Source organism: Clostridium moutaii (assembly GCF_041205085.1).
Classification (GTDB): Bacteria; Bacillota; Clostridia; order Clostridiales; family Clostridiaceae; genus Clostridium_B; species Clostridium_B moutaii.
This window is the reverse complement of record NZ_JBGEWD010000016.1, coordinates 17,243-35,684: the sequence shown is the minus strand read 5'-3', so window position 1 is coordinate 35,684 and position 18,442 is coordinate 17,243. Positions and strand designations below refer to the sequence as shown.

Annotated in this window: 20 protein-coding genes; 10 read left to right on the top strand and 10 right to left on the bottom strand. The window is 29.5% G+C overall.

Annotated elements, in window-relative coordinates; genetic code table 11:
• The first annotated feature begins 161 nt into the window (after window positions 1–161).
• The 5 genes from AB8U03_RS14175 (at window position 162) to yidC (ending at window position 3,631) form a co-directional block, all read left to right on the top strand.
• Window positions 162–1,313: a YibE/F family protein gene (locus tag AB8U03_RS14175; protein WP_369705213.1), complete on the top strand. Its 1,152-nt coding sequence runs from the start codon at window positions 162–164 to the stop codon at window positions 1,311–1,313.
• 365 nt (window positions 1,314–1,678) lie between these two features.
• Window positions 1,679–1,999 carry a PadR family transcriptional regulator gene (locus tag AB8U03_RS14170; RefSeq protein ID WP_369705212.1) on the top strand — a complete coding sequence of 107 codons (321 nt, stop codon included), beginning with the start codon at window positions 1,679–1,681 and terminating at the stop codon, window positions 1,997–1,999.
• 2 nt (window positions 2,000–2,001) lie between these two features.
• Window positions 2,002–2,712 (top strand): hypothetical protein, encoded by a 711-nt coding sequence (locus tag AB8U03_RS14165; protein ID WP_369705211.1) that lies wholly within the window; start codon window positions 2,002–2,004, stop codon window positions 2,710–2,712.
• Window positions 2,709–2,936, top strand: a complete 228-nt coding sequence (locus AB8U03_RS14160; RefSeq protein ID WP_369705210.1) for a hypothetical protein — start codon at window positions 2,709–2,711, stop codon at window positions 2,934–2,936. The genes AB8U03_RS14165 and AB8U03_RS14160 overlap by 4 nt, the downstream gene beginning before the upstream one ends.
• A 53-nt stretch (window positions 2,937–2,989) precedes the next feature.
• Window positions 2,990–3,631: a membrane protein insertase YidC gene (gene yidC, locus AB8U03_RS14155; RefSeq protein ID WP_369705209.1), complete on the top strand. Its 642-nt coding sequence runs from the start codon at window positions 2,990–2,992 to the stop codon at window positions 3,629–3,631.
• Window positions 3,632–3,875: 244 nt separating this feature from the next.
• On the opposite strand, the gene AB8U03_RS14150 is transcribed toward yidC, so the two are convergent.
• On the bottom strand, window positions 3,876–4,457 hold the full coding sequence (locus AB8U03_RS14150; RefSeq protein WP_369705208.1) for a phosphatase PAP2 family protein: 582 nt from the start codon (window positions 4,455–4,457) through the stop codon (window positions 3,876–3,878).
• Between the two features lie 320 nt (window positions 4,458–4,777).
• Here AB8U03_RS14150 and AB8U03_RS14145 point away from each other — a divergent pair, with 320 nt between their 5' ends.
• Entirely contained in the window at window positions 4,778–5,434 is a 657-nt protein-coding gene (locus AB8U03_RS14145; RefSeq protein ID WP_106011092.1) for an ABC transporter ATP-binding protein, read from the top strand.
• A complete protein-coding gene (locus AB8U03_RS14140; RefSeq protein WP_369705207.1) occupies window positions 5,431–6,198 on the top strand; it encodes an ABC transporter permease in 768 nt (255 codons plus the stop codon). Before AB8U03_RS14145 ends, AB8U03_RS14140 begins: the two co-directional genes overlap by 4 nt.
• 120 nt (window positions 6,199–6,318) lie before the next feature.
• On the opposite strand, the gene AB8U03_RS14135 is transcribed toward AB8U03_RS14140, so the two are convergent.
• The 4 genes from AB8U03_RS14135 to AB8U03_RS14120 all read right to left on the bottom strand — a co-directional run bounded on the left by AB8U03_RS14135 (window position 6,319) and on the right by AB8U03_RS14120 (window position 9,406).
• Window positions 6,319–6,834: a ferritin family protein gene (locus AB8U03_RS14135; RefSeq protein WP_369705206.1), complete on the bottom strand. Its 516-nt coding sequence runs from the start codon at window positions 6,832–6,834 to the stop codon at window positions 6,319–6,321.
• Window positions 6,835–6,934: 100 nt separating this feature from the next.
• Window positions 6,935–7,459, bottom strand: a complete 525-nt coding sequence (locus AB8U03_RS14130; protein ID WP_369705205.1) for a phosphatase PAP2 family protein — start codon at window positions 7,457–7,459, stop codon at window positions 6,935–6,937.
• Window positions 7,434–8,105 (bottom strand): DedA family protein, encoded by a 672-nt coding sequence (locus AB8U03_RS14125; protein WP_369705204.1) that lies wholly within the window; start codon window positions 8,103–8,105, stop codon window positions 7,434–7,436. The genes AB8U03_RS14130 and AB8U03_RS14125 overlap by 26 nt, the downstream gene beginning before the upstream one ends.
• 131 nt (window positions 8,106–8,236) lie before the next feature.
• Window positions 8,237–9,406 carry an MGDG synthase family glycosyltransferase gene (locus AB8U03_RS14120; RefSeq protein WP_369705203.1) on the bottom strand — a complete coding sequence of 390 codons (1,170 nt, stop codon included), beginning with the start codon at window positions 9,404–9,406 and terminating at the stop codon, window positions 8,237–8,239.
• 209 nt (window positions 9,407–9,615) lie between these two features.
• On the opposite strand from AB8U03_RS14120, the gene AB8U03_RS14115 reads away from it, so the two are divergent.
• Complete coding sequence (locus AB8U03_RS14115; RefSeq protein WP_369705202.1) at window positions 9,616–11,013, top strand: MFS transporter; 1,398 nt, start codon at window positions 9,616–9,618, stop codon at window positions 11,011–11,013.
• Between the two features lie 31 nt (window positions 11,014–11,044).
• On the opposite strand, the gene AB8U03_RS14110 is transcribed toward AB8U03_RS14115, so the two are convergent.
• Both AB8U03_RS14110 and AB8U03_RS14105 read right to left on the bottom strand, forming a co-directional pair.
• Entirely contained in the window at window positions 11,045–12,406 is a 1,362-nt protein-coding gene (locus AB8U03_RS14110) for a sensor histidine kinase (protein WP_369705201.1), read from the bottom strand.
• Complete coding sequence (locus tag AB8U03_RS14105) at window positions 12,403–13,089, bottom strand: response regulator transcription factor (protein WP_369705200.1); 687 nt, start codon at window positions 13,087–13,089, stop codon at window positions 12,403–12,405. Before AB8U03_RS14105 ends, AB8U03_RS14110 begins: the two co-directional genes overlap by 4 nt.
• A gap of 150 nt (window positions 13,090–13,239) precedes the next feature.
• Here AB8U03_RS14105 and AB8U03_RS14100 point away from each other — a divergent pair, with 150 nt between their 5' ends.
• The gene (locus tag AB8U03_RS14100) at window positions 13,240–13,752 is read left to right on the top strand and encodes a ferritin-like domain-containing protein (RefSeq protein WP_369705199.1); all 513 of its coding nucleotides are present in this window, start codon (window positions 13,240–13,242) and stop codon (window positions 13,750–13,752) included.
• Window positions 13,753–13,764: 12 nt separating this feature from the next.
• On the opposite strand, the gene AB8U03_RS14095 is transcribed toward AB8U03_RS14100, so the two are convergent.
• The 3 genes from AB8U03_RS14095 to AB8U03_RS14085 form a co-directional block, all read right to left on the bottom strand.
• Window positions 13,765–14,046 (bottom strand): hypothetical protein, encoded by a 282-nt coding sequence (locus tag AB8U03_RS14095; RefSeq protein ID WP_369705198.1) that lies wholly within the window; start codon window positions 14,044–14,046, stop codon window positions 13,765–13,767.
• 363 nt (window positions 14,047–14,409) lie between these two features.
• Window positions 14,410–15,249: an undecaprenyl-diphosphate phosphatase gene (locus tag AB8U03_RS14090; protein ID WP_369705197.1), complete on the bottom strand. Its 840-nt coding sequence runs from the start codon at window positions 15,247–15,249 to the stop codon at window positions 14,410–14,412.
• 249 nt (window positions 15,250–15,498) lie between these two features.
• Window positions 15,499–16,707: a S8 family serine peptidase gene (locus AB8U03_RS14085; RefSeq protein WP_369705196.1), complete on the bottom strand. Its 1,209-nt coding sequence runs from the start codon at window positions 16,705–16,707 to the stop codon at window positions 15,499–15,501.
• A 311-nt stretch (window positions 16,708–17,018) separates the two neighbouring features.
• Here AB8U03_RS14085 and AB8U03_RS14080 point away from each other — a divergent pair, with 311 nt between their 5' ends.
• On the top strand, window positions 17,019–18,428 hold the full coding sequence (locus AB8U03_RS14080) for an MFS transporter (RefSeq protein WP_369705195.1): 1,410 nt from the start codon (window positions 17,019–17,021) through the stop codon (window positions 18,426–18,428).
• The last annotated feature ends 14 nt before the right edge of the window (window positions 18,429–18,442 follow it).

The window sequence follows — 18,442 nt, the reverse complement described above, 5'->3', positions numbered from 1 at the left end:
ACTAGCATCACTTTTGTGTTCCATCTGTCATGTTTATGTAAAATTCATGTAAAATAATCATAACATTTATATATTTAACCCAAACTTTACACAATCTTTATAGGGATATTGTATTAAAATAATATAATTAGCTGGTGATTAAACTATATGGGGGAACAAACATGATAAAGTCTTCAAAAACATCCAGGATATTGATTTTTATAATAGCCACGCTGCTATTTGGTGCTTTTTTATATAACTTCAACATAAGCCATCCTGTAACCTACAACAGGCAAGATGGTAAATCCTATGTGAAATATGAAAAAGCCGAAGTGTTAGATGTAAAAAATAATTCTTTAAAACAGTTTAATGAGTCAAAGAACATATATTTTGGAACTCAGGAAGTAAAACTCAAGATTCTTTCAGGAGAGCACAAAGGAGAGGTTAAGAACGTCACAAATTATTTGAGTGACACTCACAATGTATACTTAAAGCCCAATATGAAAATAGTTGTAGATATAGCCACCGCCGGCAACAGTGGATATAGTGTGACAGTATACAATTATTACAGGGCTACTGTTCAATATATATTTATCTTTATATTTTTTGCCCTGATCTGTATAATCGGAGGAAAAAAAGGATTTAAATCCGTATTGGGTCTTATATTTACGTTATGCTGTATTATATTTCTGTTCATTCCCATGCTCTACAGAGGATATTCACCAATTTTAGCTTCAATTTTCGTAATAATTATAACCACCTGTATTTCATTGTTTTTACTAAATGGGAAGAGTTCAAAAACTTTATCCGCCATATTGGCTACCATATCAGGAGTCATAATTGCCGGAATAATTGAATTCATCTTCGGACATTTTGCTCATTTAACGGGTTTAAATCTGACCCAGGTGGAGAGTCTAAATATGATCTCCAATGTATCCGGCATGAAGGTATATGGGCTTTTAGCCGCAGGAATTCTAATAGCATCTCTAGGTGCTGTGATGGATATCAGCATATCCATAGCTTCTTCCATTCAGGAAATATACATGTCCAATCCACAAATGAGTAAAAAAAATCTATTTGAATCTGGAATGAATGTAGGCAGAGATATGATGGGTACCATGTCCAACACTCTTATTTTAGCTTTTGCTGGTGCATCCTTAAGCATGCTTATAATAATTTATTCCTATAATTTAAGTTATAATCAATTAATCAATATGGATATGGTAAGTCTGGAAATCATCCAGGGCCTTACAGGCAGCATGGCAGTAATTTTCACGGTGCCCATAGCATCCTTTATTTCAGCACAAATCACCACGAGACTATATAACAAATAAAAAAGTCATCCGTTTTTTTGTAAATGAAATAGCTAGAAAGTACACAAGTTATCATAAAAATCCACTTGCAGCTAAAGTGATTTTTCTATTTAATGTTGATATCATAAATAAACCAAATATATTCTCAACTGTATTTGCTTTATTATTTAGTTTACTTTATTTTATATTTACATAATATTTATGATGTAAATATAAAATACTTTTACCATATATCAATCACAGTTATACGAAATAATCTCCTCCTGATAATACATTATTGTTTATTCAAATGTCCATTGATTTTATTGTTTCCATCTACTTGACAATACATAGTAGCACATATATAATTTACATATACTATTATACAATACAAAGTAGGTGATTATATGTCCAATACTACCCAAATATTAAAGGGATTACTGGAAGGTTGTATTTTGAAAATAGTAAATAGCCATGAAACCTATGGTTATGAAATATGTGAGAGTTTAGTTAATTATGGTTTTCAAGAAATTTCAGAAGGAAGTGTTTATCCTATACTTATAAGACTGGAAAAGAAAAAATTGCTTTACTCTGTTATGAAAAAATCTCCACTGGGTCCTATGAGAAAATATTATTATCTTACTGACGAAGGTACTAAAGAATTGGAAAGTTTTATATTATCGTGGAAAAAAATCAGGCTGAGCATTGATAATGTATTGGAGGAATGATTATGTTATTAGAATGGCGATTTAAAAAAATAAGATTGAAAGAGCAAAAAAAATTAAACAGCACCAACTTATACTTATATAAAAGTATTACTGTTTATATTCAAAACAGCAATTTAAGAACAATTGAAAAGGAAGAAATTCTCCAGCAAATTATAGATATGTTATTGCAGGCACAAATGGAAAATAAATCTGCGGACTTGATTATCGGACAAAACTATGAAGAATTTTGCAAATCGGTTATTGAAGAATACGGCAGCGGTAGAGGTACAGTTTACAATTCATTAGATTATATACAAAAATATTTTCTATGGACGATCTTGATTTCAGCATTTATCACGCTGTTAAGAGGAATACTCAGCCAGCCATTTTATTTTGGCATCAACTTAAACCAGCTTATACTGGCAAATGTCATCTCCCTTATCATTATACCTGCATCAAAAAAAGAAAGGCAAAAAACTTCATCAATATTTTATCTTCCTCAAAGATTTTACATGATAAATGAAGGATTGACTAAATCAACTTGTTATTCATTTCTTTCAGCATTGCTTTGCGTTGGATTATTAAACCTTATATTCGAGAAATCACTGAATAGTGAAATTCTCAGTTACACCATAGTTTTATACAAAACACTTCCCTATGCAGCAATAATACTATTATTTATTTTATCAATTGAAGTTTACAAAAAATATATTACAAAAGGTAGAATACTATGAAATTGGATATTGTAAATATAATTCAACTTATTTTAATTTTCTTTTGTATAGCTGGGTTCCTTTCCTGGATTTTATATTCATACAAGAATGATATAAGAAAAGTCAATTATAAATTCATCACCTGTACATGGAGGGGAAAATTAAAATATTCAGATGGTATGACTGTAGATGAATATACTGTCTATGAAAAATACAGCATATGGAGATTCTTTGTGTACCTTTAATTAAAAATGATGTATCCTAACAAAATAAATATATTAAACAAGGAGAGAATTTTATGAACATCATTTTTAATCTATTAAATACCTTGCTTCACTATCTTTTTAATCTGACCGGAGATCTTGGAATTGCAATTGTATTATTGACGATAACAGTTAGAATTGTACTTTTGCCTGTATCAATAAAACAAAAAACAAGTATTGTTCAGCAGCATATATTGTCAAAAAAAATTAGCGGCATAAAAGAAAAATATAAAAACGACAAGAAAAAACTTGAATCAGAAATGCAAAAATATTATAGACAAAGCACTAAAAGCATGCTGGGATGCTTTGTAAGTCTGTTGCAATTGCCTATAATATCTTCATTATATTTTGTGATTATAAAAATGCCTGTAAATGTTGGTACAATCATTATTCCCTGGATAGTCAGCATTAAAATGCCAGATAAATATTTTATAATTCCCTTAATATATGCACTTATATCATTAAGCCCCAATTTACTTTCATATATAAAATACTTGAAAACAGTAGAATGGATGAAAATGACAAAATCGAACCTTATATTTATAAGTATTTTCAGCATATTTATTACAGTTAAAGCCCCAGTTGCCATAGGATTATATTTCATAACTACCAGCTTGTTTTCACTATTTGAAGAAATAGGTTACAGGTTATACATGAAAGATAAACCTTTGAATTAAGATTTTAATTCAGTCCGTAAAATCTTGTGCTCTTGTGAGCAAGGTTTTATGGGCACTGCAATTTGATCATTCAGTACCAATATTCTCCTTGAGCAACAAAAGAACGAGTTCAGCCTCTTTATTAATCAATACACTGTTTGCCATATTTAACAGTATGTGAATGTTCCTAGTTTCTATACCTTGCATATGTCAAATTTTTGTATATACCAGTAAGTTATCTTCTGATTTTAGGCAAAAAGGACACTTATGAGATTGTTTTTTTTCTGCCTAAAATTAATTCTAACCTATTCTCCAAAACATCATAAATCTTATCTGTTTTTTTATAAAACAGATTATTATATCCATAACTTGTTATAAAAACAATCATGTAACTTCCTATTATATCTATAGGATAATGATGTCCTACATATACCCTTGAAAACCCTACCAAAACAGACATAGCTATTAAAAATATTTGAAATACTCTATTATATTTTTTAATTCCAATTGCTATACTCATAGTCCCAGAAGCATGATCACTTGGGAAAGAGGCATCCCTAGAATGATTGAAAAGTAAATTTACCTTATTATGTACAAAAGGTCTATCTACATAATATATACTTCCAATTATAAAATTAATAATCAAATTAATGACAGTAATAATCACTGTATTTATGGCTACTTTTTTATAGTTTTCATTTTTTTCAATTATTCCTTTAAAAAATACAAAGATAATACTAGCAATAAAAATGTACGGCAAATATTTTGAACTGAAAATCATTATATAATCCAAGATCACATGTTTATATGCTAAATTATTTATTAATCTGAAAATCTCCATGTTCATAGATCTCTTCCTCCTTCTATAATAAAAATATATTTATACTATAACTATTAGTTCTAATACTCTCCTCCTCTTTAAAGTTGGAGTAAAGAACTGCTACATCTCTTGATTAGTTCAACTAAAAATCAATTTGGGCCAAAACCCAACTGATTCAAGTTTGACTTTATATAAAATTATAAATTTACAAGATTAGAATTTAGTTAAAAACTCCTTAATATAAAATTAGAATTATATTAGTTCACATCTTTTGGGAATTTTAATCTGATTTTAATGCTAATAGTATAAAATAAAAATATATTTTATATATTTGAGGAGATTTATTTATGTCTTTATTAGAATTTAAAAATGTATCATACATCAGCGACAATAAATACATACTAAAAAATTTATCTTTAGAAATCATCCCTATGGATTTCGTATCTGTAGTTGGCCCTTCTGGTAGCGGCAAAAGTACATTCTTCAAGTTATGTTCACAACTTATAAGTCCCACTAGCGGAAATATATTTTATGAAGGCATACCTTATGTTAAATATGACCCTATAGAATGGAGGAAAAAAATAGCCTATTGCTTTCAAACTCCCTGTCTTTTTGAAAATACGGTTATGGACAACCTAATGTTTCCTTTTTCTATACGAAATAAAGAAGTGGACTTAAATTTAATCAAAAAACTTTTAGAAGATTTTAAAATGGATTCAAGCTATTTATCTAGAACCATAAATAATCTTTCAGGTGGAGAAAAACAGAGGATTGCACTAATTAGAACTTTAATTTTCATTCCTAAAATTCTCCTGTTAGATGAAGTTACGTCAGCACTTGATGAAAAAAATACTTCTATCGTGGAAAATGTAATCAAATCTTTAAATGAAAAAGGAACCACTATTTTGTGGATAACTCATAATCCGGAGCAAAATAAAAAGCATGCAAACAAGATTTTATCAATTGAAAATGGAAGTTTGAAATCTTTGGAGGTTATAAAATGACTGGAGCTACAAATATTAGTATTTATTCTATTCTCTTTTCTCTATTACTTGTATTAATTTCTCTTATATTCTCTTATTGGCAAAAATTAGGCCTTGAAAAAGATATAATTATAAGTATAGCAAGAGCTGTGATACAACTAATTATTGTAGGATATCTACTAAATTATGTATTTGGATTAAAGAATGTATTATTTACTACATTTTTATTAATGTTTATGATAGTGAATGCTTCATATAATGCAGCAAAAAGGGGAGGTAAAATTAAAAATATTTTTATTATATCTTTCATATCAATAATCTTTGGGACATCAATTACTTTGATTATTCTTGTATCTTTGGGAATTATAAAATATGAACCCTATCAAGTAATACCTATAGGTGGAATGATTATAAGCAACTCCATGGTAAGTTTGGGATTAAGTTTCAAACAAATAAAGTTGAATTTTAAAAATAAAAAAGATGAAGTTGAAACAAAACTTTCCCTTGGAGCTGATATTTATCAATCATCTGCAAGTATAATAAAAGATTCTATTAAAGTTGGTATGCTTCCTACTATAGATTCAGCTAAGACTCTTGGAATAGTGGCACTTCCAGGTATGATGACAGGACTTATCCTTGCAGGTACCTCACCTGTTAGTGCCGTGAAATATCAGATAATAGTCACTTTTATGTTACTTTCCGCTACTTCTGTAACTTCTTTTACAGCTTGTTATTTAAGTTACAAGAAATTTTTTAATGATAGAAAACAATTAATTCAAAAATAAATTGCTTAAACTTTTTAATAGTCTTGTTTCTTCTATATATTTATATGAAAAATGAATTATCATAATTTGCGATAATTCATTTTAAAATTAATTTAATTATATAAATTACATGCTAACCTTCTAACCTTTAAAGCATTGATTAAATGAATATAAAAAATTGTATAGACTTGCGTGCCTTATTTCATCTGTAATAATTTCAGTCAGCATATTTATGTGAACTCTGCTCTGCATTGCAAATAATATTTTTCTGTATCTTTGAACTGCTGCTAGTTCTCCATATAATGCTTTTTTAACGCCGTCACAAAAATGTTTTGGATATTGCATTTCTTCATTTTGAACACCAGATACACTTTTCCCGGTTAAATCATGATAAATCTGTCTAAACATCCTGTTGTGCTTTCTCTCATTATCTCTAATTCCTGTTATAACATTTCTAGATTCTTCATTAGGAGAATTTTTTATCAAGTAATCATAGAAAAGTTCATCCCCTCTTTCTCCGGATACAGCTTCTCTTATTAAATTAATTGCTCTAGGTAAATTGTCTGGATAGGTGTATGGTCTTTCATCCATGCCATTTTGCAAATTTGCTGGATACCTCATAAAGTGACAGTCAAAATCATATGGACAATAACTCATCTTTTCACTTCCAATTTATAGACTATACTTATATATTATTATATATTAAAATAATAGTTACAGATTTTAAGTTTATATACTATTTTCCATTATTATAATGTTATTTGAAGTTTAACACTACAAGAATAAATTTAGAACATATCAACCCTATGGCAATTCCACCTATGACATCTGTAGTATAATGAACACATAAGTATATTCTTGAAATGGCTATAAAAAATGCCAATCCTATAAAAATCAGTTCATACTTTGCAAAATACACAGATAGAACACCTGCAACAGCAAAAGAGGACAGAGCATGTCCAGAAGGGAAGGAATATGATATAGGTTTTGTAATAAGAAGTTTTACATTTTTCTCTGCGTCAAAAGGTCTTGAACGCTTTATTAAATTTTTCAGTACTCCCTCTCCAATAATTGTGCTTATTATCAAAGTACTCAATACAACTTTTCCCTCATATCTGTATTGCTTGTCCATCAATGAATAAATCGCTATTGCAATCCAAACAGCTCCCATATTCCCCAATTTTGTCATTATACACATAAATATATCTAAATACTTGTTTCTTAAATATTTATTTATAAAAAGCATTATGAAAACATCAAATTTCCGCACTAGTACCGTCATTGTTATTTTCCTCTTTTTTCTTTTCATTGACAAACACAATAACTGCTGGAATAAGCGATATTATTATAATAGCAATTATTATATAAGAAAAATTACTTTTTATAAAAGGTAAACTGCCAAAGAAATACCCTCCGCCTAAAAATAAGGATACCCATAAGAATCCCCCAAGCATATTATAAGTTATAAACTTATAATAGCTCATCTTCCCAATTCCAGCTACAAATGGTACAAAGGTTCTTATTATCGGAATAAATCTTCCCAATACTATAGCCATAGATCCATGTTTTTCATAAAACCTGTGTGCTTTGTCAAGATGATCCTTATTGATAAACCTGATATTTTCTTTTTCCAAAATACCGGTTCCAATTTTTTTACCTATATAATAATTAGCAGTATCTCCTATTACTGCTGCTAAAAAAAATACAATAAGTAACGTGAACACTTCGAGCATACCTCCTGAAGCAAGCGCTCCAGTTGCAAAGATAATGGAATCACCCGGTAAAAATGGCGTAATAACCAAACCTGTTTCACAAAATATAATCAGGAATATGATACCATATGTCCATACTCCATAATTTTGTATTATAATATTTAAATACTTATCAAGATGTAATACAATATTAATTAAATTTCCTATGACGCTCATAACTTTTCTCCCCTTTTATTATTTAAAATTCAAATGTATTTAACTTAACTTTTATATGTATTATCTTATACATATAAAATTAAGATATGGTTAAAAAAAAGTTATAATTAAATAAGAATTTTTAATAACATTCACATTTTTACTTTTGGAATCAAAAAATTTGCATCCTTTATTTCTACTTCATTAAAATTATTTTTCATACTTAAAATAAAATTTACAATATCTTCTGCAGCATCTTGATTGGCATAAATTCTCTGAGATCTTTTAATTTTATTTAGTTTTTCCAAATTATTTGCAATCAACTCACTTATTACGGTTTCTATTTTTCTTGTATCTTTACATATAATTCCAAGATTATACTTTTCAACAAATTTTGGATTTCCCTCTTCTTGCCCAGGTAAAGCATCGGTTATTATTAAAGGTACATTGCATGCTATGGCTTCCATAATGACATTAGGACTTCCTCGTGTAAATGCAATATCAGAACACCACATCAAATCCTGTATATTCTTTGTAAAACCATATATTTCAACTTTATTACCATATTTTTCGATTAATGATTTTTCCAATTTTTTTTTCAATTCTGTGTTTCGGCCTGCTACAATTTTTACTGTACAGTTAAAATTATCCAGCAGAATCTCGGCTATTTTTTTCATGTTTCCAACACCTTCACCGCCGCTCATTATCATACAATTTAGAGGTCTATTCGTATTGTAATCTTCACTTTCTTCACGTTGGCATGTGTGATTATAAAATCTCGAACGAACCGGGAAACCCAAAACCTTTATTTTTTCTGCAGGAACACCAAATTCCATACATTTATATTTTGCTTCTTCTGTAGGACTTATAATATAATCAGCTCTTGGATCAGCCCACAGAGGGGATATGCTCACCAAATCCGCAATAAGTGTAATAAATGGTATTTTGATATTATATTTTTTTAATATATTCATAAGAGAGCCATTGAAATTTGGATGTATGGACAAAATCAAATCTGGGTTTACTTTTTTTAATAAGTCCAAAAATCTATCTTTTACCTTTAGTTCGATAATTTCATTAATGAGATATGGTTTAACAGATGATATATCCCATATAAGTTCCCATAGGCTCTCTGATTTTCTAGTTATGGGTCCATATGCCTTGGCTATATTTAACAAGGTTGTTCCACCAAGTGAAAACCCATCCACAATATGAATTTTGACATTTTTGTTGTTTGAAAACTTTTCACATAGGGACTCAGCTATACTTTTGTGCCCGTGTCCAGTAAAATTAGATGAAATGATAAGTATACTATTAATCATAATTAATTCCTTTCATTAGTTAAGTTAAAATATGGATACTACCAATAATATTGTTGTAGAAACTTTATACCATTATATATATAATATTTTACATAATCAAGTATAAATCAATATTAAAACTTAATTAAAATTATATTAAATTTTAATATTTGATTAAAAAATGGATTACAATAAATAAGATCTAAAAAATAAAGGAGCTGTAGATTTTTATGGACATCAATAATATAAAAATTATTTACACCGTTTTTGTTTTTATAGCTTTAGCTGCCTTTGATAATATCATCATAGGATTATTTCCACCACTTTTTTCTTCTATAGCAAAAGATATGAATGTGCAAATTTCTTCGTTGGGAATTATTTCAGCGATTAACATTTTAGTTACATCTTTTTCATCAATCCTATGGGGTTACCTTACAGGTAAATTCAATAGAAAGCTTCTTGTTATTATAGGCACTATTATATGGTCATTCTCAGTATTTTTAATATCACGTTGTAGTAATTATCTTCAACTCTTTATTCTTCAAATTTTTACCGGCATAGGGTTAGGATGTATAGCCTCAATTGGTTTTAGCATTTTAACTGACTGTATTCCAAATAAGTACAGAGGAATGTTATTAAGCCTTTGGGGTATGGCTCAGGGATTTGGTGGAATATCAGGAGCACTAATGGCATCATTGGTAGCCTCTTTTACAAGCTGGAGAAAGCCATTTGAAATTGTAAGTATAATAGGCTTCTTATTAATTATACTATATTTTTTTATAAAAGAACCCACTGTAGGCGAGTCAGAACCCGAACTACAAAAGCTTATTAAAGAAGGATATGAATACAATTACAGCATTGAATTTAATCATCTATATGATATCATTTCAAAGCGAAGTAATATTTTATTGTTTTTACAGGCATTTTTTATGAATATTACAACCGGTACTCTAATATGGCTGCCAACTTTATATATTTCAAAAATTCAGCAACAAGGCTACAGTCCAAAAGTTTCAATTATTGCTGCCGGATATCTTTTTGCAATATTTCAATTAGGTGGTTTAACATCTCCTTTATTTGGTCATATAGGTGATATAGTTCAAAAGAAAACATATAAGGGAAGAGCTATTCTCACCTCATATTTTGTATTCGCCATAATACCATTTTACATAGCAATGTTTATAGTCCCAATGAATGGACTTAAACTACCGCAAAATAACGATCCATTAATGATACTTATGACCTTATTGAAAGGAATTGTAACAAATCCATGGGTATGCATGATATTTACTTTATCTTTTTTTGCAAGTGCACTGCAATCTGCAAATACACCAAATTGGCTTGCTTTAATAACCGATGTAAATCTTCCTGAACACAGAGGAACTGCTTTTAGTATAGCTAATCTAGCTAATGGCCTGGGTAGAACTATAGGAAACGCCGGGGTAGGAATTTTACTCTCCGCTATCTCTGTAAATATAAGAGAACCTCAGAATTATATAATTACCTTATCATTATTTCAACTATTTTTAATTCCTTCAGCTTTAGCTTATATAAAAATGGCAAAGAATAATGCAAAAGATATAAATGAGGTTAAAGATATATTACATAAACGTGCTAGATTAAGCTGATGACGTGCAATTAATAATATGTAATCTTCAATCATATATCTAAACTTATAGTTATTTTCGTACCTTTCCCCTCTTCACTTTTAACATCCACAGTTCCATTGTATGTATCCACAATTTGCTTAGCAATGGATAGTCCAAGCCCACTTCCCCCAATATCTTTAGATCTGGATTTATCTACACAATAAAATCTATCAAATATTTTAGGAATTTCACTTTGTGGAATTCCTATACCGGTATCACTTACTACTATATTAATGTATTTCCCAAATTTAATAGAACTTATATCTATTTTTCCATGCTCTGCTGTAAACTTTACACTGTTATCCACAATTATCCTGACCAATTGCTTTATAAGTTTATAATCTGCAACAACCTGTATATTTTCATTGTTGGTATTTGATATTATATGATTTTTATCTATTAATCTAGTCTCTTCAATAACTTCATCTATCAATTTGTTGAGATGAAATCTATTTTTCTCTATCTTTTGCGACTTATTATCACCACGGGCTAAAAAAAGCAATTTTTCTACTAGTTTGCCCATATTATGTGACTCGGATTTAATGGCTTCAATAGACTTTTCAAGAGCCTCCCTGTCATCTTTTCCCCATCTATCTAAAAGGCTGGCATATCCCTGAATTATGGCTATCGGTGTCCTAAGCTCATGAGATGCATCTGATACAAATTGAACCTGCCTATTAAAAGATCCTTGTAGCCTGTCGATCATATCATTTAGTGTACTTGCAAGCCTTTTAAGCTCATCATTGGGACCTTGTATATCTATTCTCTCTTTTAAATTGTTAATACTTATCTCCTCTGCAGTTTTTGTGATACTGTCAATCGGATTCAGCATTTTTTTACTTATAACATATCCTAGTAGAATTGATAAAATTATTCCGAATAAATCTGCCGCAGCCATAAAGAAAAACAATATCTTCAAGAAATCATATTCATTGTCCATATCCTTAATTATTTGTATATATACAGTTCCATAATTTTTATTTAATATTTTTGTATTTAAATACGTAAGATGTTTTTCATGTTCTTCCATATGTTTTATTTTACCATAGGGCTCAGAATTTTTTAAACGATAATTAAATTTATTTGATTCGCTTATTATTTTTCCGTTTTTATCCATTATTTTTATAAATATATTTTCATTAGGCATTATATCGGAAAATAACTCATTATTGGAATTTTCATTTGATTTTAACTTATTGAGTATTATTACATTTACATCTTCTACACGTTTACCTGCCTGTGTATATAAATAATGCTTTAATCCATTTAATATATATGCATTAGACACTACAAGCATTATAGAGAACATGAAAGCAAATATTCCGGTCAATTTAACAGATATCTTTGCATCTTTTATTATATTTAAATTCATGACTTATCTCCCTTTATTACATATCCAACTCCTCTTACGGTAGTGATTAATTTATTCTCAAATCCATCATCAACTTTACTTCTAAGGTATCTTATAAATACACTAACCACATTGGTATCATTAAAATAATCATAACCCCAGACTTTTTCAATCAGTTGATCTCTTGTTAAAACCACATTTTTATTCGCTAGAAGAAGCTCTAAAAGATCATATTCTTTTTTAGTAAGTTCAATAAGTTTACCATCTCTTGTAACTTCATGTGTTTTGGTGTCCATTATTAGATTATCTACTTTATATTTGTAATCATTTAAATTTTCATTATTATTTCTTCTTATAACACGTATTCTAGCTAGAAGCTCTTCTATGGCAAATGGTTTTGTAAGATAATCATCCGCTCCAATATCCAGCCCCATTACTTTATCTGTCACATCATCTTTAGCAGTTATCATTATAATTGGAATCTTGGAAAACTGCCTCACTCTTCTACAGACCTCCATTCCATTTAGCCCAGGCAGCATTATATCTAAAAGCACCAGATCATAGTTTTCATTCTGTATTTTTTCCAACCCATCTCTTCCATTATATTCAACGTCAGTAGTGTATCCTTCATGATTGAGCTCCATTTGAATAAATGTTGACATTTTCTTTTCATCTTCAATTATAAGTATTTTATAGTTTTCCAAAAAATCACCTCTAAAATAGTACTTTAACACTTTTCCTCAATATTGTATATTAAATTAAATAGATTAAAATCAAATTAAAAACTAATGTATTTAGACATATTATATTATAACCCATAATATAATAAATAAAAAAGACCTGGAGGTGTTATAATGAGCTATACTATTAAAGACGGTCAACCACAAGGACATCCTTATTTTTTTACAAATAAGATACGTGAAGCTCTTATCGGTGAAATTATTGCTATAAACGGATACGCCCAACACATAGCAGACTCAAATATGGAAGACATCAATGCTGTTTGGAAAAGTATAATACAGGATGAAAAAAATCACTATGGAATGTTACTTAATTTACTTCGTAAATATGATTCGGTACAATATCAAAAATACAATGTTCAAAAAAATCAGCCTCCCATCATCAAAACAACTATGCAATCATATAAGCCTAATTATGATAAACAAATTATTTTAAATAATGTCAGAGCAGATATAAAAGGTGAATTTGAAGCTGTTATTTTATATGAACAACACTTAGTGGAATTCTATCAACAAGACATCAAGCGTATATTCTATTTAATAGCCAGTGATGAAAAAGAGCATGCCGAACATTTAACCAGAGTACTGCTAAAATATGATACAGATAAGTATGACTCTCTTGTTTAAACTTCTGTTGTTTTAATTAATGGCTTCTAGTTCAATTGTAAATTTTGACGGACTTTTCATTATTTCTTTAACTACATTTTTAAATACATCTCCAAAAATATCTTTTATATCTTGATCTGAACAAGAATACTTAATGTCAAAACTGAGCATATTATTGATAATAAAAGAATTAATTATTGTAATATACCCATAGTTCTCAATTTTTGCTGGAAATTTTTCAATAAACTCATCAATTAACATATTAAAATTCTTAAAATTAGTTATTATTCTGCACATAGCTAGTTTATCATCCATTTTTACTCCCCCTCATATAATTAGCTTAATTATCAATTCAAATTTTATTTTCAGCAACTAAGGTAACACTTAATATCTCAACTGTATTTTCTATTTTAAATCTATATTATTAAAATATAATTGTATTTATATTAAATTTGCATAAAAAATATAATTATTCAACGTGTTACCTATGATTATGGAAGATACTGTGTAAAAGATGGAATATTGACATTATTAAATCTAAAGCATATTAGAAAGTGGATGCTTATTATAATAATCGAATAATAGGAAGTTCTCAAATTAGAATTGATTTATAATACCTTAGTTAAGTAATTTTAAAATTCAAGTTACTTAACTAAGGTTAAATAAAGATGTATTAATTTATTTTGTAACATGTATGATATTTGCATATGTCAATATCAATACCAATATTCCTATAAATATTCTATATATGGCGAAAACTCTCATGGGTTTTTTCTTTAAAAAGCTTATGAATTTATCAACAACCACCAACGCAACTACAAATGCAACTGCAAACCCTATTATAAGCGCTATTATTTCTGGAGCAGTCATTGTTATTTTTACCTTTAACAATGAAAAACCTGACGCAGCTATCATAGTTGGTATTGCCAGAATAAACGAAAACTCTGCTGCTGCCACATTGGTAAGTCCACCTGTCCATGCACCCATTATTGTAGATGCAGACCTGGACATTCCCGGCCAAAGGGAAAGACATTGAAAGCATCCTATTTTAAAAGCCTGTCCTGCAGTTATATCTTCAATTCTATTTATTTTATTTCCCATTCTGTACTTATTTTCCATAAATATCATTAGAAAACCACCAAATACAAGTGCACAAGCTACTGTAATAGAATTAAATAATTTCTCCTGTATTATATTGTTAAATAATACACCTATTACAGCAGCTGGTATAAAAGCAATCATTACATTGCACCAGAGTCTAAACCCCCATTTTCCAGGGGCAAGATTTTTTAATGAACCAGATATCTTATTCCAGTAAAGCACCAATATTGCAAGTATAGCTCCTAGTTGAATTACAATTTCAAACATATCCACATAAGCTTTTCTATAAGTTGGATCCCTAAAATTTATTAAGTCACCTACTATAATCATATGACCTGTAGATGATATAGGCAAAAATTCAGTAATACCCTCTACAATACCTATTATAATGGCTTTTATTATAAGTACCAAATACATTTTTTAATCACCTCCTTATAAGATTAATATATTTTTTATTATTTTTAGTTTTACTACAATTTTTCACCATTAATTATTTTAATCCATATATATTAAAATAAAATTAAATTACAGAAAAATTTTATTAAAAATGAATTTTTAATATATATTTAATGAGATAAATATTAAAATATTGCCGAGTCCCTGATTTTTCTAGTTATTTTATACCAGATTCACTACAAAATAAAGCAGCCATATGGCTGCTTTATTTTACTGATTATTAGCTTTTATGGCTGTTTCTACTGCTTTCAATGCATTTATCTTCCCATATCCATAATATATATTTTTTCCACTTGTCATAATACTATCTGTAGATTCATCAAGTATCTGATCTATCTGGGATGAATTTAGAGCTGGATTTACAGACTTAACCATAGCTGCAACTGCCGATACTATCGGAGTTGACATAGACGTACCTGTCATAAAATAATATGTATTATTTAATTCAATGCTCAAAATATTATCTCCCGGTGCAGCACCTTGAACATTATAACCATAATTTGAATAATAGGATTTAGTATTGTGCATATTGAGCGCTGATACAGTAAATGCATCTGGATTGGACGCAGGCGAATAATCTTTTACATCAGCATTATCGTTACCTGCTGCAGTAACTACAAATGAACCTTTGGAGGTAGCATATTTTATAGCAGAATCTATCTCAGGTGAAGATCCTTTTCCTCCAAAGCTTAAGTTGATTATATCAGCTCCCTTGTCTGCTGCATATTGTATGCCTTCTGCAATTATATCAGAATCACCAGAACCAGTACTATCAAGTACTTTTACAGGAATTATTTGAACATCTAAGTTTCCATCTATACCAAGAAGCCCCGTACCATTTAATGTTGAATTCGTGGTTATAATACCTGTCACTCCTGTACCATGTCCATTATCATCCATCGCATTTGAAGTATTCGTGATAAAATTATAACCATCATCAACATCAATTTTTCCTTTCAGCAGCAAATTATTATAATCCACTCCGGTATCCACTACAGCAATTTTTACAGTTTCTCCCTGATCTATATTTGACCATGCCTTATCGGCCTCTACATCAGATATATCCCACTCCAAATTTCTTGGAGAATTACTGGCTGTTCTCCTTGAGAATCCATCTATGCTCATTTTGACTGGACTTCTTACATCTTTTACTCCTCTAATTTTAGACAATCCCTTATTAAGCGTATTTTTTGAAATCTGATTAGAGTATACAATAGCTTGACCATTATTTAATACCTTGACTCCTGCCTGTGGAATACTAGATTTTATATTATTGATATCCTTTTGAGATGTTACAGTAACTATATACCTGGAGGTATCCATCCTCAATTGACTTTTAGAAGCACTGGCGTTAACAGCAGGAAAGAAACTTCCAATTATGAATATACTGACTACCAATGAAATCAATTTCCTTTTCATACAACTACCACTATCCTATCATAAAAATAATCTATTATTGAAATTGTTCACCTGAGTTAAAGATATTTTGTATGGTACTTTCCTGATCCTGGACATTTTTAATTTGTTGATACCAATTAATTGTACTTTGATTATCACTTATAGTATTCATCAATGTCACCTCTTAAATTTAATTTTGTAAACCTTACCTATACATCTAAATTTTATAGGTGTTTCCTTAAAATTTTCTTAAAATCATGTAAAAGTTGACAAATTTAACTTCTCCTTGTATATTATTATTTATCGTATATAATTTGCAGGAGATTTTTAGTATGAATGAAGAAATTTATAAAAACAGATGGAGAATATTAGCAGTAGTTTTAATATCTCCATTTATGGGGAATATAGATAGCAGTATTGTGAACATAGCACTGCCTGTGATGTCTAATCATTTGGGTGTTGAAATAAACAGTATACAATGGGTGGTTACAAGTTATTTAATAGTAATATCTGCATCTATACTTATATTTGGAAAGCTATCTGACAAATTTGGAAAGGTAGTTATTTTTAATTATGGCTTTCTAATATTCGGATTTGGTTCATTTTTATGTACAATTTCAAAAAGTCTCAGCTTTTTGGTTTTTTCGCGAATAATTCAAGCTATAGGAGCTGCAATGTTCATGTCTGCAAATCAAGCCATAATAGTTGTTTCTTTTCCTAAAGAAGAAAGAGGAAGAGCTCTTGGGCTTTTAGGAAGTTCTGTAGCCATTGGCACCATGCTTGGACCTCCACTTGGAGGAATTATGGTACAGATTTTTAACTGGCAATCTATATTTTTAATAAATATACCTATATCCATCTTTGCATTTATTGCAGGCAAATTCATACTTCCAAAAGAAAAAGCAAATGAAGTTTCACTGAATTTTGATCTAAAAGGTGCTTTTTTATTCATACTACTAATAGTTTCTCTTTTTTGGGCCTTATTAAGCGGTGAAACCATAGGCTGGAGTAACAATAAGATAATTATAGGTTTTATTATAAGCATACTCTGTGGATTAAGTTTCTTTTTTACAGAAAAAACTTCCAAAAATCCAATGATTGATTTTTCCATATTCCACAATAAACTTTTCAATATAAGTATATTGTGTGCATTTATTTCTTTTCTGTGTATGTTTTGTGTAAACATAATTCAGCCTTTTTATCTCCAAAGCGCCAGGTCAATATCTCCAGCTGTATCTGGTATTATCATGCTGTTCATTCCTGTAAGTACAGCCATAGTGGCACCTCTAAGCGGTTATATATCAGATAAAATAGGAGCCAAGATATTTACTGTATTCGGACTTTTTACCATGGCTTCAGGGCTTTGTGCCATGGCTTTTTTGAATCTCAAATCCAGCTATGTACAAATAGCCATCAGCATAGCGTTAATGGGTATAGGAAATGGTATGTTTCAATCTCCTAATAATTCCATAGTGATGTCCTTGGCACCAAAAAATAAATTGGGTATAGTGGGCAGTATAAATGGATTGGTCAGGAATATAGGAATGGTATCGGGAATAACTTTTTCCGTAGCTCTTTTGTATAATAGAATGAGCAGCAAAATAGGATATAAAGTTACAGGATTTGTACAGGGAAGACCTGATATATTTCTTTATGGTATGAAGGTGGTGTATTTATTTGCAGCTTTTATATGTATCGTTGGAATGATTTTAACTATACTGAGAATTGTCAAAAGGGATTAAGGATTGTAGAAAGT

What these genes read in the sequence shown, in the direction of transcription:
- AB8U03_RS14175 (WP_369705213.1), top strand. Translation starts at nt 162, where the DNA reads ATGATAAAGTCTTCAAAAACATCCAGGATATTGATTTTTATAATAGCC.
- AB8U03_RS14170 (WP_369705212.1), top strand. Translation starts at nt 1,679, where the DNA reads ATGTCCAATACTACCCAAATATTAAAGGGATTACTGGAAGGTTGTATT.
- AB8U03_RS14165 (WP_369705211.1), top strand. Translation starts at nt 2,002, where the DNA reads ATGTTATTAGAATGGCGATTTAAAAAAATAAGATTGAAAGAGCAAAAA.
- AB8U03_RS14160 (WP_369705210.1), top strand. Translation starts at nt 2,709, where the DNA reads ATGAAATTGGATATTGTAAATATAATTCAACTTATTTTAATTTTCTTT.
- yidC (WP_369705209.1), top strand. Translation starts at nt 2,990, where the DNA reads ATGAACATCATTTTTAATCTATTAAATACCTTGCTTCACTATCTTTTT.
- AB8U03_RS14150 (WP_369705208.1), bottom strand. Translation starts at nt 4,457, where the DNA reads ATGAACATGGAGATTTTCAGATTAATAAATAATTTAGCATATAAACAT.
- AB8U03_RS14145 (WP_106011092.1), top strand. Translation starts at nt 4,778, where the DNA reads ATGTCTTTATTAGAATTTAAAAATGTATCATACATCAGCGACAATAAA.
- AB8U03_RS14140 (WP_369705207.1), top strand. Translation starts at nt 5,431, where the DNA reads ATGACTGGAGCTACAAATATTAGTATTTATTCTATTCTCTTTTCTCTA.
- AB8U03_RS14135 (WP_369705206.1), bottom strand. Translation starts at nt 6,834, where the DNA reads ATGAGTTATTGTCCATATGATTTTGACTGTCACTTTATGAGGTATCCA.
- AB8U03_RS14130 (WP_369705205.1), bottom strand. Translation starts at nt 7,459, where the DNA reads ATGACGGTACTAGTGCGGAAATTTGATGTTTTCATAATGCTTTTTATA.
- AB8U03_RS14125 (WP_369705204.1), bottom strand. Translation starts at nt 8,105, where the DNA reads ATGAGCGTCATAGGAAATTTAATTAATATTGTATTACATCTTGATAAG.
- AB8U03_RS14120 (WP_369705203.1), bottom strand. Translation starts at nt 9,406, where the DNA reads ATGATTAATAGTATACTTATCATTTCATCTAATTTTACTGGACACGGG.
- AB8U03_RS14115 (WP_369705202.1), top strand. Translation starts at nt 9,616, where the DNA reads ATGGACATCAATAATATAAAAATTATTTACACCGTTTTTGTTTTTATA.
- AB8U03_RS14110 (WP_369705201.1), bottom strand. Translation starts at nt 12,406, where the DNA reads ATGAATTTAAATATAATAAAAGATGCAAAGATATCTGTTAAATTGACC.
- AB8U03_RS14100 (WP_369705199.1), top strand. Translation starts at nt 13,240, where the DNA reads ATGAGCTATACTATTAAAGACGGTCAACCACAAGGACATCCTTATTTT.
- AB8U03_RS14095 (WP_369705198.1), bottom strand. Translation starts at nt 14,046, where the DNA reads ATGGATGATAAACTAGCTATGTGCAGAATAATAACTAATTTTAAGAAT.
- AB8U03_RS14090 (WP_369705197.1), bottom strand. Translation starts at nt 15,249, where the DNA reads ATGTATTTGGTACTTATAATAAAAGCCATTATAATAGGTATTGTAGAG.
- AB8U03_RS14085 (WP_369705196.1), bottom strand. Translation starts at nt 16,707, where the DNA reads ATGAAAAGGAAATTGATTTCATTGGTAGTCAGTATATTCATAATTGGA.
- AB8U03_RS14080 (WP_369705195.1), top strand. Translation starts at nt 17,019, where the DNA reads ATGAATGAAGAAATTTATAAAAACAGATGGAGAATATTAGCAGTAGTT.